Genomic DNA, 16,341 nt, shown 5'->3' with positions numbered 1-16,341 from the left:
TTACAGCGGCAAGGTCAAAGACGCACGTTGCAAGCTACCGCGCGCCTTTAAAATCTGTAATGCCAGGCCGATTTTCGCGGGTCTGACTTCCAAGCGCAATGCCGTGTAGCCGCTGCCGCTACGCTGTTTGGGAAATAGCACTGCCAACGCCGAGCCGGCTTCCGCGGCCAGTTGTAAGCGGCGGATTTGATGATCGCTGAGCCGGCGCGGCCAGGCCAAGGCCATGCCGCAGCGGCCGCTACGCAGTAGTTTTTCCAGACTCCAGGGAATGTCCGCCTCTTGTCGGCAATCCACTACCAGAACATAGCTTGCATCAATGCCTGCCTGTAGTAAGGCGGGTGCATAGACTTGCTGCGGTGGCGCGATCCAGGTTATCCAGCGTTTGCTTTGAGACAGGGAGGCCATGGCCGGCAGCAACAGGCTTAATTCGCCGATGCCCAAGCAGGGCGATAGAATTTCCAGTACGCCGCCCAGCGGCCAGCCACCACCGGGCAGTAAGGCATCCAACTCGGCAAAACCGCTGGCAATTGTTCGCCAGTTTTGATTTTCCGAATGCAATCCGCGCCAAATCTCGGTCTGGGTGCGTAACAGCTGATCCAGGGGAGTTGCATTCATAGCCCGCTACGAATCACGCCGACCACCACGCCTTCTATCACCAATAGCTCACGCTGCAAATCGACTTCAATGATGGAAAAATCTGGATTGGCCGGTTCCAGAAAAGCTTTAGCACCCTCCAGGCGTAGCCGCTTTACCGTGGCTTCGTCGTGAATCCGTGCCACAACGATCTGGCCGTTGCGCGCTTCCGGTGTGCGTTGCACGGCCAATAAATCGCCATCGAGAATGCCGGCATCGCGCATGCTCATGCCTTGCACCCGCAGCAAATAATCGGCGCGGTTGTCGAACAATTCCGGCCCCAGGCGGCAATAACGCTCGATATGTTCTTCGGCCAGAATCGGCTGCCCCGCCGCCACCCGGCCAACCAGGGGCAGACCTCGCTCGGGATCGGTTATCGGTTTCAGCAGGCGTATGCCGCGTGACGCGGCCGGTACCAGTTCGATGGCGCCCTTGCGTGCCAGGGCCTGCAAATGGCCGCGAATACTGTTGGTGGAGCGCACGCCAAAGGCAGCGGCGATTTCGGCGATGGTCGGCGGAAAGCCATCCTGTAACAGGCTGCGCTCGATGAAGGTCAGGATGTCTTGTTGGCGGTCGGTGAGTGGTTTCATGCTGTTTTTATAGTTACTGCTTTTATAAGCAGTATAGTGTGGATGATGGGATTAGCGCAACTATCCGGCGGCTATAAAAACTGCCGCCTGCACGCTAGCGGCTTTGAGCGGTTGGGCGGGTTTTATATGTTCAAACTTAGGCTGGGCAAGCGTTTGCCCGGAGCAAACCGGATGCTAGACGCGCAGGTAAAGGACGAGTGATGACAGGAAGGGGGCTGTCAATTATTAGCGGGTGGAACGGTTAAACAAGATAAAGCTTAAGCAAGCCGGTAATTGCAGCTTCAATCCGGCTCCAGCACCCGAAACAGCATTTCCTTCACGGTTTGCGGGTCGAAGGGTTTGTCGCAAATCGCCGAGACGCCGGCTTTGTGGACATTACTGAGGCGGGTTTCGTTTTCTTCGCTGGTCACCATCAAGATCGGTACGATGGAATTGCCCAAATCCTGGCGGATGGTTTTGATCAATTGTTGGCCGTCCATGATAGGCATATTGTAATCGGTGACGATCAGGTCGAAAGCGTTTTGGTCGCGAGCGAATACATCGACGCCTTCCTTACCGTCCTGGGCCTGGGTAATCTTGACGATGCCCATATTGTTCAACACGCGGCTGATGTGTTTGCGCGCTAGCGGACTGTCGTCCACCACCAACACCCGCACGTTTTCGATGTCGTAATGTTCCAGGCTGATTTCTTGCGGATCGATAAACTCGATGGTCGCCCGCAAGGCGTTTTTTAAATCGTCGTGCGCAAACGGCTTGGGCAAAATCGCTACCACGCCGGCTTGGCGGATGGTGTCTAGTACCGCAAAGCTGGATTCGCTGGAAATCAGCATGAAGGGGATATGGCTCAGGGCTTCTTCATTGCGCAGATGCTCGACCAGTTCGGTGGCCATCATATCCGGCAGATACAGGCTGCTGATAATTAAATCCGGGCGGTGATTATGCAAGCTTTCCAGCGCCGCCGCCGCGTTGGAAACGCCTTCGATTTTGGCTATGCCTTCGTCACGTAAATGCTGCATGATGACTTTTAATTGTGTGGTCGAAGGTTCAATCAGCAAAATCGATAAGTCGGCAATATCTATGGCGTGCATAAGCGTGTGGCCTGGTTAATGTTGAACGGAATTGCATCCTGCAGGCGCCGGCTGGAAAAAAAATCCCCAAGGGTAGCCGGCGAGATTAAAATTGCGCGTTGGTTTGCCGGTAAACCGGCAACATTTCACGCTTCAGGATAGACCTAAACCACCATGATTCAAGAAACCCTCGTCACTACCATCAATCTGCAGGGCGATACGCACATCGCGCCGATGGGAGTGCATGTTGAACAAGATCACTACATTATCTTGCCGTTTCGGCCCTCGACTACGCTGGATAATCTGCTGGCAACCGAAACCGCCGTCATCAATTATTGCGACGATGTGCGGATTTTTGCCGGCTGTCTGACCGGGCGTAGGGACTGGCCCTTATTGCCCGCCCAACAAGTCGCGGGGTATTATTTAGCCGATACTTTGGCGCATACCGAACTGCAATTGGTGCGAATCGAAGACGACGACACCCGGCCGAAATTGTTTTGCCGGGCCGTGCACACGGTCAACCATAAGCCATTTCAAGGCTTTAATCGGGCGCAATATTCAGTGCTGGAAGCGGCGATTTTGATCAGCCGGCTGGATAGATTGCCTGGGGAGAAAATTCAAGCCGAACTGGATTATTTGCGCATCGGCCTGGATAAAACCGCCGGTGAGCGGGAGCGTCAGGCCTGGGATTGGCTGATGGCGGCGATTGAACAACATCGCCGGGGAGTGCAAGTATGACCGCGATGTTGGCAAGCGTGAATAGTTTGGCGGAAGCGCTGTTGGTCGAAGCCGCCGCCGTCGATATTATCGATTTAAAACAACCCGCTCGCGGCGCCTTGGGTGCTCTGGATGTGGCCGAGGTTGCCGAGATTGTCCGCCGCTTGCAACCGGGCAGCTGTGTTAGTGCCACTATCGGCGATTTACCGATGCAGCCCGAACTGGTCCTGCCGGCCGTGCAAGCCATGGCGGCTACCGGCGTCAATTATGTGAAAATCGGGTTTTTTCCGGGCGGCGACTGGCTGGCGTGCGTCGAGGGTTTACAGGCGATTGCTGCGCGGGGCGTGGCCTTGGTCGCGGTATTGTTTGCCGATACCCGCCCGGATTTTGCGATGATTGATGCTTTAGCCCAGGCCGGTTTTCGCGGGGTGATGCTGGATACCGCCAATAAACAACTCGGTTCATTGACGCGGCTGATGACGCTCGACGAATTGCAACTTTTTGTCGATAGAGTCGCCGGCCTGGGTTTGCTGAGTGGCTTGGCCGGTTCCTTGCGTGCCGACGATGTAGCGGGTTTAGTGCAGTTAGGTCCGGATTATTTGGGCTTTCGCGGCGCCTTATGCCGGGAACATTCCCGCACTGCGCAACTGGACGTCGGGCAAATCGACATAATTAGGCAACATTGGCGAGCTTTAGCGTACTGAATGAGCCCGCTGATGCATTGACAGTACCCGTAGCAACATCGACAAAACATAACAATAACACTAGCCGCCAACAGACTTAAATCTACATAATGTCGGCAGACCGGTAAACAGCAAGGGATCACTGTGGAGCAATATCGCGAACAAAACCAGGCCAGGCCTCTGCTTTGGACGGTGCTACTACTTTTACTTGCGCAGTTGCTTAGCTTGTATTTTCCGCTGGCAGACTACTTACGGCCTTTTGTCAGCCAATCCTTGGGCGTGCATACCTTGATGGAAGGTTTTTCCATCGTGATTTCCGCATTGGTTTTCGCGGTGGGTTGGAGCGTTTATCAAAAGGAGAATTCCGCCGGATTCCTGATGCTGGCCTGCTGCTTCTTGGGGGTGGCGGTCCTCGATTTAATGCATACCCTGTCTTTCAGCGGTATGCCGGCCTTTATCACCGAGAGCGATCCGGAAAAAGCCATCGCTTTTTGGCTAATGGCCCGCGGGTTTGCAGCGATAGGTCTGGTGATGGGATGGTTGCTGCCAAACCGGCCGATAACCCCGGTGTCGCGTGCGTTGATGCTGAGCGTTGTGCTGCTCTATATTGGCCTCAGTTGCTGGCTGGTGTTTTTCCATCAAGATTGGTTGCCGCGCACCTTTGATGCAGTTGATGGTTTAACCTCTTTTAAAAAAACCTGCGAATATGTGTTGGCCGGCGTCTATGCTGTCAGCGCCATCGGCTATTTACGCCAAACCCGCCGCCAACATACCTACGATCCGGCCGGTTTGGCGGCGGCTGCTGCGATCATGGCCATGAGCGAGTTGTTCGCGACCTTTTATGCCAGCGTCAGCGATTTGTATATTTTGCTCGGGCATGCCTATAAGTTGGTCGCCTATGGCCTGATTTACCGTTCGGTTTTCCTCAACAGCATCCAACTGCCTTACCAGCGGCTCTATCAAGCGCATCAGGCACTGTCTGTTAGCGAAGCCAAATTTCACGCCATTATCGAAGAGTCGCCGATTGCCTATGCTTTGCATGATAGCCAGGGCAATATCAGTTATTTGAACTCGGCTTTCGTAAAAACCTTCGGTTATACGCTAGGCGATATTCCGACCTTGGCGGAATGGTGGTGGCATGCCCATCCCGACGCTGAATATCGGCAACAGGTCATCGCTAATTGGCATACTTATCAGCGTGTTCCCCAGTCTGCTACCGAGTCCGGCCAAACCGCGGAATTGAAAGTTTGTTGCAAGGATGGCAGGTGCCGGATGGTGTTGGTCGACATCGTCTTATTGGGCGATAGCTTGGCCGGCAATCAATTACTGATTTTGCGCGATATTTCCGAACGGTTGGAAGCGATGCACAAACTGGCCGATTCGGTAAACATGCTGCAAACCGTCATCAACACCATCCCCAGCCGTGTATTCTGGAAAGACCTGAATTACCGTTATCTGGGCGCCAACTTAGCCTTCAGTCAAGATGCCGGGTTAGAGAATCCGGCCGAATTGATCGGTAAATCCGATGAGCAATTGGTTTGGCGGGATTTAGCGCACTTATATCGAGCAGACGATAAGCAGGTCATCGAGAGCAATACGGCAAAATTGAATTACGAAGAAACGCTAATGGGGCCGGCAGGTAAAACCATGCATTTGAGAACCTCAAGAGTGCCCTTACGTAATTTGCAGCAACAGACCATTGGCGTGCTGGGCGTGTATGAGGACATCACCGCGCGGAAAAGCGCCGAAGAGGAAATGCAACTGGCGGCCCTGGTGTATTTGAACAGCAGCGAAGCGATGATGGTCACCGATGCCACGGGCACCATCATCACGGTTAATCCGGCATTTACCACGGTAACCGGTTATTCGGCGGACGAAGTGATAGGCCGGGCCTTTGTCGGTACCACCATAGAGCCGCATGATCAGGCTTTCTATAAAACCGTCTTGCGAGTGATCAATACCCACGGCCAGTGGGCCGGCGAAATCAGCGGCCGCCGCAAGAACGGCGAGGATTGCATTCAGTGGGTCACCATCAACTCTATTCTGAATGAGAACGGCGGTGTACACAGGCGAGTGGCCTTGATCGCGGATATTACCGAACGCAAAAAATCCGAGGAATTGATTTGGCGGCAAGCCAACTTCGATCCGCTGACCGGTTTGCCGAATCGCAATATGTTTTTAGATCGGCTTAATCAGGAAATCAAAAAGGCTTTTCGGCATGGCCGGCATGTGGCATTGATGTTTCTGGATTTGGACCGTTTCAAGGATGTCAATGACAGCATGGGCCACTTCATGGGAGACATCTTGTTGAAGGAAGCCGCGCGGCGCATCAGCGGTTGCGTGCGGGATTGCGACAGCATTGCCAGACTGGGCGGCGATGAATTTACCGTGATTCTCGGCGAATTGGATCAAGTGGATGGCGTCAACCGGATCGCCCGGAACATCTTGCAGGCTTTGGCGGAACCGTTTCGTTTGGGCAATGAGACGGCCTATATTTCAGGGAGTATCGGCATTGCCCTATATCCGGACGATGCGCTGGATACCGATTCTTTATTAAAAAATGCCGATCAGGCAATGTACGCCGCCAAAAATCAGGGTCGCGACCGCTATCAATATTTCACTGCCTTGATGCAGCAGAACGCCCAACTGCGCATGCGGCTGGCCAACGATTTGCACGGCGCGCTGGCCCGTCAGCAGTTTTTACTGCATTACCAACCCATCATCGAATTTGCCAGCGGCAGCATAGCCAAAGCCGAAGCCCTGCTGCGTTGGCTGCATCCGACGCTGGGCATGGTCAGCCCGGCCGAATTTATTCCGGTTGCCGAAGATACAGGGGTTATCGTCGATATTGGCGATTGGGTTTTTGACACTGCCGCGCACCAGGCTAAGCAGTGGCGGCAAACCTATCATCCGGATTTCCAGATCAGCGTCAACAAATCGCCCGTGCAGTTCCGCCGGCAAGCCATGGAAGCCAACCAATGGCTTGCCTTATTGCAGGAACTGGATTTGCCGGGCCAGAGCGTGATCGTCGAAATAACCGAAGGCTTGATATTGGATGCCAGCAACAGCACGCGCGAGCAACTGTCGGCGTTTCGCGATGGCGGGATGCAGGTGGCTTTGGACGATTTCGGCACCGGCTATTCATCCTTGGCCTATTTGAAAAAATTCGACATCGATTACATCAAGATAGACCAGGCGTTTGTCCGGAGTCTGGTGGCCGGTTCCAGCGACATGGCTTTATGCGAAGCTATCGTGGTGATGGCGCACAAGCTGGGCATTAAGGTCGTCGCCGAGGGTATAGAGACCCAGGAACAATACGATCTATTAAACCGAATGGGCTGCGATTACGGACAAGGCTATTTAATTTCCAAACCGGTCCCGGCCGACCAATTCGAACAGTTGCTCGATAAGGCTTTTACCCAAGCGCCGTCCGGCGATGGACGGCATTAGCCAGAACACTGGAATGATTACCCGGCCTTTATCTATCGCCGCCCCCGTTCTTGCGGGACACGCATCCGGAAAATTTAAGGGCCTTGGTTGATTGTAATGCTTTAGCCGGGTGGCAGCATCGCCAGCCTGATAAAATGCGCGGCATGAATACAACCTTGATGCAAATGACCGCGCTGATGCTGTGCGGTGCCGGTTGGCGAGTATTGACCCCTAACCGCTTAACCGCGGATCAGACCCGGTCAGTGTTAACCAGCGTGGTGTACTATTTTTTTATGCCGATTATGGTGCTGGATGTGTTGTGGCGGGCCGATATTGGTTGGCAATCACTACAATACTCCGCATTGGGTTTTATCAGTATCTTGTTGTCGATTTTGGCGACCTGGCTGCTTGCTAAGTTGTTTAAATTTAAAAACCCGCAAACCGGGGCGGTGATTTTGGCGGCGGCTTTTCCAAACGTCACCTATCTGGGCTTGCCGGTGTTGGAGCAGATTTTCGGCGACTGGACCCGGTCTTTGGTCATTCAGATCGATTTATTTGCCGAAGCGCCGTTGGTCTATACCTTAGGTATCATGCTGGCCCGCCATTACGGCGCAAGCGGGGAGCCTAAGCCAAAATCGGTGTTGGCATTTTTCAATGCGCCGCCGTTCTGGGCTGCGTTTGTCGCGGTCGTGTTAAACCTCAATCAGGTGCCGATACCGTTCTGGGTGGCCGGCTTACTGCAAAAATGTTCCGGAGCGGTCGCACCGTTGATGATTTTTTCGTTAGGTTTGGCGCTTAGCTGGCGGGATATACGCCTGCGCAACGTACCGTTCATCGTCCCCACTGCATTAGTTAAACTAGGGTTGATGCCGCTGATTGCCTTGTGGCTGGCAAACCTGCTCAATTTGACCGGTCAGCCCAGGGCGGCGGCCGTGATGGATATAGCCATGCCGAGTATGGTGATGGGCATCGTCTTGTGCGACCGCTATAAGCTGGACAGCGGCTTATATGCGATGGCCGTGACGGTGACGACGGCCTTGAGTTTAGTGAGCTTACCGCTCTGGTATCGGGTGTTATGAAACAGATTGCCGAAATATTCTCGCAAGGCGAGGAAATTGTCTGCGGGCAGACCGTGGACAGCAACGCCGCCTGGCTCTCCCAGCAATTGGTTGATTTGGGCTTTACCTTAAAACGCCACACCGCAGTGGGCGATGACGTGGACGATTTGGTGGCCTTGTTCACGGAAATCGCCGAGCGCTCCGATTGTTGTATTTGCACCGGCGGTTTAGGGCCGACTATCGACGACTTAACCGCCGAAGCAGTCAGTATCGCCAGTGATCAGCCTTTACGATTCGACGATCAGGCCTTTGCCGACATTCAACAATATTACGCCCGCCGCAATCGCGTGATGCCGCCTGCAAATCGCAAGCAAGCCATGCTGCCGCAGTCGGCAATACGTATCGACAACACTTACGGCACCGCGCCGGGCTTTGCTTTGCAATTCAAACGCTGCTGGTTCGTGTGTCTGCCGGGTGTGCCGTCGGAAATGAAGAATATGTTTACCTCGCTAGTCAGGCCGCAATTGCTGCAGGGTTTTGAGCTACAGCCGGCGTGTTTGGTTAGCTTGCGCAGCCTAGGTATAGGCGAATCGGCGATTCAGCAGTGCTTGGCGGATTTTGATTTGCCCGCGGGTGTGCAGCTGGGGTTTCGTGCCGCGCCCGATGAAGTGCAGACCAAACTATTGTTTCCCAGTAATTTCCCCGAGCAAGAAAAGCGTGGCTGCGTGGCCGCCGTGGCCGACAGCATCGGCGATTACGTGTTTGCCATCGATGGCCTGGACGTAGCGCAGGGCGATCTGCTGGACGTGGTGAGCAAGGTCATGAGCCGGAAATCTTATTCGCTCGCCTTGCTGGAAACCGCCAGCCAGGGCCAGTTGGCCGCTAAATGTTTGGGATGCGACTGGCTGAGGCGCGTTGAAATCAATCTGGATTGGGGACGCAATACCGGTGCAGGCGAAGCGGGGGGCGGCGATTTACTGCCCATCGCCAAAATTTGGGCGGAACAACTGAAAGCCCGCGAGCAAACCGATTTTGCCTTAGTTCAGCTTTTTGCCGGCAGCGCCGAAGATTACCAGGATAAAGATAGAGCCATAGTCCTTTACAATGCCTTAGCCACACCCAGCGGCGTGGTCTCGACCCAGCTTAGCGCCTATGGCGCCCTTAACACCAAACAAAACCAGGCGGCTTTATTCGCGCTGGACTTACTTAGACGTTACCTACAAAACAAATGCCTTTAATCCGTTTAACCAATGTTTCCATCGCCTTCGGCACCCACGCGCTGCTCGATAACGCCGCTTTTCAACTCGACGCCGGCGAGCGGGTCGGCCTGCTGGGCCGCAACGGCGAAGGCAAATCCACCTTAATGAAAATCATCGCCGGCGATATTCATGCCGATCACGGCGAAATCTGGAAACAACCGGAACTGCGCCTGGCTTGGCTGGAGCAATCGCCCAATCTGGACGAAAACGACACGATCTACGAAGCCGTCGCTGGTGGACTTGGGGAATTGGGCCGGGTCATCGCCCGTTACCATGAGCTGTTGAGCCATATGGATGGCAGCGAACAGTCGCTGCAAGCTTTGGGCGATGTGCAACATAAGCTGGAAGCCGACAATGGCTGGGAGTTTCAAACCCGCGTCGAAGCGGTATTGAGCAAACTGCAATTACCGGCGGATGTGCTGGTCGGCAGCCTGTCCGGCGGCTGGAAGCGCCGAGTCGCACTAGCGCGCGCTTTGGTGATCGAGCCGGAAGTGTTGTTGCTGGACGAGCCGACCAACCATTTGGATTTCGAGAGCATCGCCTGGCTGGAAGAGCAAATCCTGGCCTTCCAGGGTGCGGTGATGTTTGTTACCCATGACCGGGCATTTTTACAAAAACTGGCGACGCGGATTATCGATCTGGATCGCGGGCAATTGACGTCCTGGGCCGGTAATTATCAAGATTATTTGACCCGCAAGGCGGCGGCTTTGGAAGACGAAGCCAATCAAAACGCCGAGTTCGACAAGAAGCTGGCCAAGGAAGAAGTCTGGATTCGCCAGGGCGTCAAAGCCAGACGGACACGTAACGAAGGGCGAGTCCGAGCGTTGAAGAAATTGCGCGCCGAGCGTTCCGAACGGCGCAATACCCAAGGCACCGCCAAGCTTAGTTTGAATAAAGGCGAAGCGTCCGGCAAGAAAGTGGTCGAAGCCATCGATGTCAATTTTCAATATCAGGATAAACCCATCATCAAGGATTTTTCGCTGCGCATCGAACGCGGCGACAAGATCGGTTTAATCGGCAATAACGGTGCCGGCAAATCCACTTTGTTGAAGTTGCTGCTCGGTCAATTGCAACCTACCACCGGCAGCATCGAGCTGGGCACCAATCTGCAAATCGCTTACTTCGACCAGTTGCGCGAACAGCTTGATCCGGAAATCTCGGTGGCCGACAGCGTGCTGGACGGCGGCGAATTTGTCGATACGCCGGATGGCAAACGCCACGTCATGTCGTATCTGGCCGACTTTTTATTCGCGCCGGCCCGCGCCCGTTCGCCGGTCAAAAGCCTGTCCGGCGGCGAGAAAAATCGGTTGCTGCTGGCGCGCCTGTTTACCAAGACCGCCAACCTGATCGTGATGGACGAACCCACGAATGATTTGGATTTGGAAACCCTGGAAATTCTGGAAGAAAAACTGGTCGAGTATCAGGGCACTTTGCTGCTGGTGAGCCATGACCGGGAGTTCTTGGATAACGTCGTCACCAGCGTATTGGTGTTCGAAGGCGAGGGCAGGGTGGAAGAATACATCGGCGGGTATGCCGATTGGTTTGCCCTGATGGAGCAGAACAAAAAAGCCGAAGCAGTAAAGATTGCCGAACAAGCGGTGAAAAAAGAGAAGCCCAAAACCGCGCCGGCCAAGAAACTTAGCTTTAAAGAACAGCGGGAACTCGAGCAACTGCCGGCGCTGATCGAACAACTGGAAACATTGCAAACCCAGCTGACAGCGGAAATGAACGAAGTCGGTTTTTATAAACAAAGTCCCGATGCGGTGGCCGCCAAACTGGCGCAATTGCAAACCGCCGAGGCCGATCTAAGTCAGGCCTATCAGCGTTGGGATGAATTGGAAGCCCTGCAGGGTTGAGCAGGTTGCCGCTTAGGGCAACAGTTCAATATTCAGCAGCGCCACCAGCGTATTGGGCTGGCCTTGTAAAAATTTGATAATCTCCATGCGGGCCACGTCTGCGGGAATGTTTCGGCCTTGCATGGCCCGCAGTATCGTCTCAAAAGCCAGACGCTGCTGCAGGCCATCCTCGTTTCGGTCGCGCCGACAGCCGAATTCATCCATCAGCGTAGAGCCGCAGCGGCAGTTTCTGAATACTTCCACTAGAATTAAGCCATCGTCCTCAATAGCCGACCGTAACGATGAACGGCCATGGGGCATGTCTTGGGTTTCGATAAAAAACTGCTCGGCCGAGATATATACGTAACCGCAACTGCGACAGGTTTTCGGAAACGTTGAATCCAGCAAGGCTTGTAAACCGTCGAAATCTTGAATATCCATAGCAATAACCTGAGTCTTGAAATAACCGACAGCGTAAATGCGTTGTGCCATAATGCCAAACGTCGGCAATCAGACTTGACCCTCCTGAGAATGGATCGCGGATGAGTATTTTAACGTGGAACGACCAACTATTGGTTGGTATAGAAAGTGTGGATAATCAGCATCGGCAACTGGTCGCGTTGATTAATCGCCTGGATGAACTAAACGCCTTGGGCGCAGACCTGCAAACCGTGCTGGAAACCGTCAAGCAGTTGGTCGAGTACACCGTCGAGCACTTCCAACACGAAGAGCAACTGATGATGGAGGCAGGCTTCAATCCGCGGATGCAGGACCAGCATTGCCAGCAACATCAAGAATTTATCGATAAAATGCAGCAAGTGCATGTCGAGGCGCAATCCGATGTTTCGGTCATTTCCAAGGATCTGTTGGATTTTTTGGTGGATTGGCTTTGCCACCATATTTTAAAAACCGACAAGTTGATGGCGATCAGCCTTAATCAAGGCATCGACGCCGAGCAAGTCAGTATCGATAAGGATGAACATGTCGATATTTTGCACAGCAATTTGTATTCGGCCTTGCGGGAAAGCGAAGAGCGTTTCAAGGAACTTGCCGACCATCTCCCGGCCCTGATCTGGATCACCAACGCCAAAAACCTGCCGATTTTTTGCAATCGTTTCTGGTTTAAAACCTTTCACATCGAACGCGGTTTCGTCGACCGCCGGCAATGGCTGAACACGATACACCCCGACGATAGGGACAAGGTGGTGCAGACCTATCAGCAAGCCGCGCAGGAATTAACCAAGTTCAAGATTCAGTACCGGCTGTGTACCGAGGATGCCAAGGAAACCTGGATTCTGGAAACCGCCGTGCCCAGGATGCGCAAGAACGGTAAATTTGCCGGCTTGATGGGCTGCGGGATGGACATCAGCACGCAAAAGCAGGCGGAAACCGCTTTGCTGAAACTGAACCAACAACTGGAAGAACGGGTTCGCGAGCGCACCCAAGCGCTGACAGAAGCGAATCAGACGCTGCAGATGGAAAAAAACCAGCAAACCCTGCTCAATCAGAAACTCCAGGAAACTCAGGCCCATCTGGTGCAATCGGAAAAAATGGCCTCTATCGGCCAATTGGCGGCCGGGGTGGCGCATGAGATCAATAATCCGCTCGGTTATATTTATTCCAACCTCAACAGCCTGAAACAATACATACAAGAACTCATCAAGGCCGCCGAATTGGCTGAGCGTCTGGCCGGGCAACTGGCGGATAACCACCCGGACGTGCAAGCTTTTAAACAGTTTAAAAATACGGTCGATCTGGATTTTCTGAAAGATGACGCCGCCGACCTGGTGGAAGAGTCGCTGGAAGGCGCGACTCGCGCGAAGAAAATCGTCCAGGATTTACGCGATTTTTCCCGGATCGATAAGCAGGGCCGGGAGATGTTCGATTTGGAAGCCGGGATTGATGCCACCTTGAATATCGTCAACAACGAACTGAAATACAAGGCCGAAGTGGTGAAGGAATACGGCGGTATCAAACCTTTCGAATGCGTTGGCGCGCAGTTGAATCAGGTATTCATGAATCTATTGGTCAACGCCGCGCAAGCCATTGAAGATTTCGGCAAAATCACGGTGCGTACCGGTTATCAGGATGCCGATTGGGTTTGGGTGGACGTGGAGGATAACGGCCAAGGTATGAGCGAGGCAACCCGAATGCGGATATTCGATCCGTTTTTTACCACCAAGCCGGTCGGTAAAGGTACCGGCCTGGGCTTGTCGCTATCGTACAAAATCATCCAGGACCATCATGGTCGTATCGAGATAGATTCGGAAATAGGCCGAGGAACTCGGTTCCGGATTTATTTGCCGACCCGTACCCCTGCCAGTTAACGATTATCGCAGCCGCGCCATGACCGAGCTATCCCCAGACCCCCAAACCGTTGCCAATTTATTATTCGTCGATGACGAACCCAATGTCTTAAAGGCCCTGCGACGCCTGTTTCGCGGTGCGGAATATCAAGTCTATATGGCGGAGAGCGGCGCCGACGGCCTGGAGATTTTGGCGCAACAGCCTATCGATCTGATTATCTCCGACATGCGTATGCCGCAGATGGATGGGGCCGAGTTTCTGACCAGAGCTGCCGAACGCTGGCCGAATATCGTGCGGATTTTATTGACCGGCTATGCCGACATTGAATCGACCATCGCCGCCGTCAACAAAGGCAAGATCTACAGTTATTGCAGCAAGCCTTGGGAAGACAACGAACTGAAAATTCTGGTGAACAACGCGCTGGAACAAAAGCGCCTGCGCGACGAACGTCGGCAGCTGTTCGATATTATCAACCGGCAAAATCAGGAGCTGAAAGAGCTGAACGCCGGTTTGGAAGACAAGGTCGAAAAACGCACCGAGCAGTTGAGAAAGTCCTTGCAGATGATCGATCAAGCCCACGATGCCTTGAAAAAACAGTATGCCGATTCGGTTAAGGTGTTCGCCAAAACCATTGAAATGCGGCCGGGTATCAAAAGCGGTCACGCCAAATATGTGGCGGAAAATGCCAGGGAAGTAGGGCGGCGGCTGGGCATGGATGCCGCCGCACTGAAGGATGTAGTGTATGCCGGCCTGTTGCTGCAAATCGGCAAAATGAGCTTGCCGGACAGTTTGCTGACCCAGGCTTTGTTAAGCATGAACAGCCTGCAACGCAAACGCTATTTAAACCACGCTTTGGAAGGGCAAACGCTATTAAAAGGCCTGGAACCCTTGCATAACGCCGCCGAACTCATCGCCGCCCAATACGAACATTTCGACGGTTCCGGCCAACCTTTGGGTTGGGCGGGCGCGGAGATACCCTTGGGTACAAGGATATTGACTCTGGTGCGCGACTATATCAATTATCTGGACGGCTCGATCACCGGCACCGCGATGACGACCGAGCAAGTGAAAGAACGGCTGCTGAGCAAAAAAGCCAAGGACTACGACCCACGGGTGGTTGATACCTTTCTGGCGCTGCTCGCCGAATCGGAAACTGTCGACGAACGGCCGATAATCGAAATTTCCTGGACCCAGTTGCAAGCAGGCATGGAAGCCGCCGAGATTATTTGTAACGACGTGTTGTATTTAAAGAATCAGATTCTCAACGAAAAAAACGTCGAAGACATTCTGGAACTCAGGAAGCAAAAGAAAAATCTGATTTTGCGGGTAAGAATGGGCAGTGAGCGACAACGCGGTTGAATAAGCCGGAACGGTGGAAACCCTTTTAGACAGGCAGGTAACTATGAGCAAAAAACACCCACCAAAGTCCGACAAACAGGTCTACAAAGATACCTTGCAGCAATTGCAGGTGGAACTGGTCAAGTTACAGAACCATATCATCAAGCATGGCGACAAAATCCTGATCATCCTGGAAGGCCGCGATGCCGGCGGTAAAGACGGCACCATCAAGCGCATCATTCAACATCTTAGCCCCCGGGAAATCCGGGTGGTGGCACTGGGTAAACCGTCCGACCGCGATCTCAGCACCTGGTATTTTCAACGCTACACCCACCATTTGCCGGCCGCCCAGGAAATGGTGTTGTTCAATCGCAGTTGGTACAACCGGGCCGGCGTGGAGCGGGTGATGGGATTTTGCAACGATGACGAATACCACGAGTTCATCGAAACCGTCTCGCATTACGAACAGTTGCTGGTGCGCTCCGGCATCAAACTGCTGAAATACTATCTGGACATCAGCAAAGCCGAACAAAAAGAACGCTTAAAACAACGCCAAAAAGATCCGCTGAAACAATGGAAAATCAGCCCCATCGACAAGGAAGCCCAAAAACACTGGCAGCAATACAGCGAAGCCCGCAATATCATGTTTGCCAGAACCCACCATTTATCCGCGCCCTGGACTGTCGTTAGATCCGACGATAAACAAGCCGCACGGATCAATATCATCAAGGATTTATTGTTTCGTTTGGACTACAAAGGCAAGGACGAATCGCTGGTCTTGCCGGATGCGAATATCGTGTTTAATTACGAAGAAAGCTATTTGCACAATGGGATGATTGCGCCGTGAGGTGTAGGTGAGAAAGGAGTCGGGTTGGTGATAAATACCTATATGCACCAAACTGAGCAAGCCGTATTCAAACGTAGGGTGGGCAACGCTTTTCTGCCCACCATATCGCGAGATTGCTTTAATTCCGCGTGGGCACAAAAACCGTGCCCACCCTGACTATTTAATTATTTGTTACATTCTATTGGAGATTGCAGAATGATAAAAACAACTCATGTAACAATTCAATGTCCACAATGTGGGTACACAGACTTTGAGCAACCCGAGAATGTCCAAGATGATGATTTTGTAAAATGCGTATTTTGCGGACACCAGATAATGCTTTGCGACCTAAAAGAAGCTGGTATTGAGCAAGCCAAAGAAATACTGATTCCAGAAGCCAAGAAAGAAATTGAGGAAATGCTAAAAAATACTCTTAAGGGCACGTTCAAGTGACACCCTATGAGCTTCTTACGCTTTTAGGATTTCGCCAAAAATAACTTCCCTGTATTGATACTGTCCCTAACTGGATTTGTAATGGAGAATACAACGACTTGAACCGTGGAAGATGAAAAAGTGACTGGCTACGAACCCGCGATAGA

At 53.0% G+C, this 16,341-nt stretch carries 14 protein-coding genes; 10 read left to right on the top strand and 4 right to left on the bottom strand.

All coding sequences use genetic code 11. The annotated features are described in order from the left end of the window. The 3 genes from imuA to QLH52_RS03130 all read right to left on the bottom strand — a co-directional run bounded on the left by imuA (position 1) and on the right by QLH52_RS03130 (position 2,311). A complete protein-coding gene (gene imuA / locus QLH52_RS03140; RefSeq protein WP_319960517.1) occupies positions 1 to 615 on the bottom strand; it encodes a translesion DNA synthesis-associated protein ImuA in 615 nt (204 codons plus the stop codon). Next, the gene (lexA, locus tag QLH52_RS03135) at positions 612 to 1,223 is read right to left on the bottom strand and encodes a transcriptional repressor LexA (RefSeq protein WP_319960516.1); all 612 of its coding nucleotides are present in this window, start codon (positions 1,221 to 1,223) and stop codon (positions 612 to 614) included. The genes imuA and lexA overlap by 4 nt, the downstream gene beginning before the upstream one ends. A 281-nt stretch (positions 1,224 to 1,504) precedes the next feature. After that, the gene (locus QLH52_RS03130) at positions 1,505 to 2,311 is read right to left on the bottom strand and encodes a response regulator (protein WP_033157448.1); all 807 of its coding nucleotides are present in this window, start codon (positions 2,309 to 2,311) and stop codon (positions 1,505 to 1,507) included. Positions 2,312 to 2,464: 153 nt separating this feature from the next. On the opposite strand from QLH52_RS03130, the gene QLH52_RS03125 reads away from it, so the two are divergent. The 6 genes from QLH52_RS03125 (at position 2,465) to QLH52_RS03100 (ending at position 11,292) form a co-directional block, all read left to right on the top strand. Next, entirely contained in the window at positions 2,465 to 3,028 is a 564-nt protein-coding gene (locus tag QLH52_RS03125; RefSeq protein ID WP_033157449.1) for a DUF447 domain-containing protein, read from the top strand. After that, positions 3,025 to 3,711: a (5-formylfuran-3-yl)methyl phosphate synthase gene (locus QLH52_RS03120; protein WP_319960515.1), complete on the top strand. Its 687-nt coding sequence runs from the start codon at positions 3,025 to 3,027 to the stop codon at positions 3,709 to 3,711. Before QLH52_RS03125 ends, QLH52_RS03120 begins: the two co-directional genes overlap by 4 nt. A gap of 123 nt (positions 3,712 to 3,834) precedes the next feature. Further along, positions 3,835 to 7,140 carry a bifunctional diguanylate cyclase/phosphodiesterase gene (locus QLH52_RS03115; protein ID WP_319960514.1) on the top strand — a complete coding sequence of 1,102 codons (3,306 nt, stop codon included), beginning with the start codon at positions 3,835 to 3,837 and terminating at the stop codon, positions 7,138 to 7,140. Positions 7,141 to 7,283: 143 nt separating this feature from the next. Further along, positions 7,284 to 8,198, top strand: coding sequence for an AEC family transporter (locus tag QLH52_RS03110; protein ID WP_319960513.1), 915 nt, complete (start codon positions 7,284 to 7,286; stop codon positions 8,196 to 8,198). Further along, entirely contained in the window at positions 8,195 to 9,415 is a 1,221-nt protein-coding gene (locus QLH52_RS03105) for a competence/damage-inducible protein A (protein ID WP_319960512.1), read from the top strand. Before QLH52_RS03110 ends, QLH52_RS03105 begins: the two co-directional genes overlap by 4 nt. After that, positions 9,406 to 11,292, top strand: a complete 1,887-nt coding sequence (locus tag QLH52_RS03100; protein WP_319960511.1) for an ATP-binding cassette domain-containing protein — start codon at positions 9,406 to 9,408, stop codon at positions 11,290 to 11,292. The genes QLH52_RS03105 and QLH52_RS03100 overlap by 10 nt, the downstream gene beginning before the upstream one ends. Before the next feature lie 12 nt (positions 11,293 to 11,304). On the opposite strand, the gene QLH52_RS03095 is transcribed toward QLH52_RS03100, so the two are convergent. Beyond that, positions 11,305 to 11,763, bottom strand: coding sequence for a hypothetical protein (locus QLH52_RS03095; RefSeq protein ID WP_319960510.1), 459 nt, complete (start codon positions 11,761 to 11,763; stop codon positions 11,305 to 11,307). 50 nt (positions 11,764 to 11,813) lie between these two features. Between QLH52_RS03095 and QLH52_RS03090 the strand changes: the two genes are divergently transcribed. The 4 genes from QLH52_RS03090 to QLH52_RS03075 all read left to right on the top strand — a co-directional run bounded on the left by QLH52_RS03090 (position 11,814) and on the right by QLH52_RS03075 (position 16,195). After that, entirely contained in the window at positions 11,814 to 13,598 is a 1,785-nt protein-coding gene (locus QLH52_RS03090; RefSeq protein WP_319960509.1) for a bacteriohemerythrin, read from the top strand. A 19-nt stretch (positions 13,599 to 13,617) separates the two neighbouring features. After that, positions 13,618 to 14,937, top strand: a complete 1,320-nt coding sequence (gene nosR / locus QLH52_RS03085; RefSeq protein WP_319960508.1) for a response regulator c-di-GMP phosphodiesterase, NosR family — start codon at positions 13,618 to 13,620, stop codon at positions 14,935 to 14,937. Between the two features lie 43 nt (positions 14,938 to 14,980). Beyond that, a complete protein-coding gene (ppk2, locus tag QLH52_RS03080; protein WP_171694790.1) occupies positions 14,981 to 15,763 on the top strand; it encodes a polyphosphate kinase 2 in 783 nt (260 codons plus the stop codon). A gap of 195 nt (positions 15,764 to 15,958) precedes the next feature. Next, on the top strand, positions 15,959 to 16,195 hold the full coding sequence (locus QLH52_RS03075; RefSeq protein ID WP_319960507.1) for a hypothetical protein: 237 nt from the start codon (positions 15,959 to 15,961) through the stop codon (positions 16,193 to 16,195). Positions 16,196 to 16,341 lie beyond the last annotated feature (146 nt).

Origin of the sequence: Methylomonas defluvii (assembly GCF_033949435.1) — a bacterium.
Classification (GTDB): domain Bacteria; phylum Pseudomonadota; class Gammaproteobacteria; order Methylococcales; family Methylomonadaceae; genus Methylomonas; species Methylomonas defluvii.
Note: the sequence above shows the minus strand (reverse complement) of the source record. Positions and strands in the feature narration are given on the sequence as shown.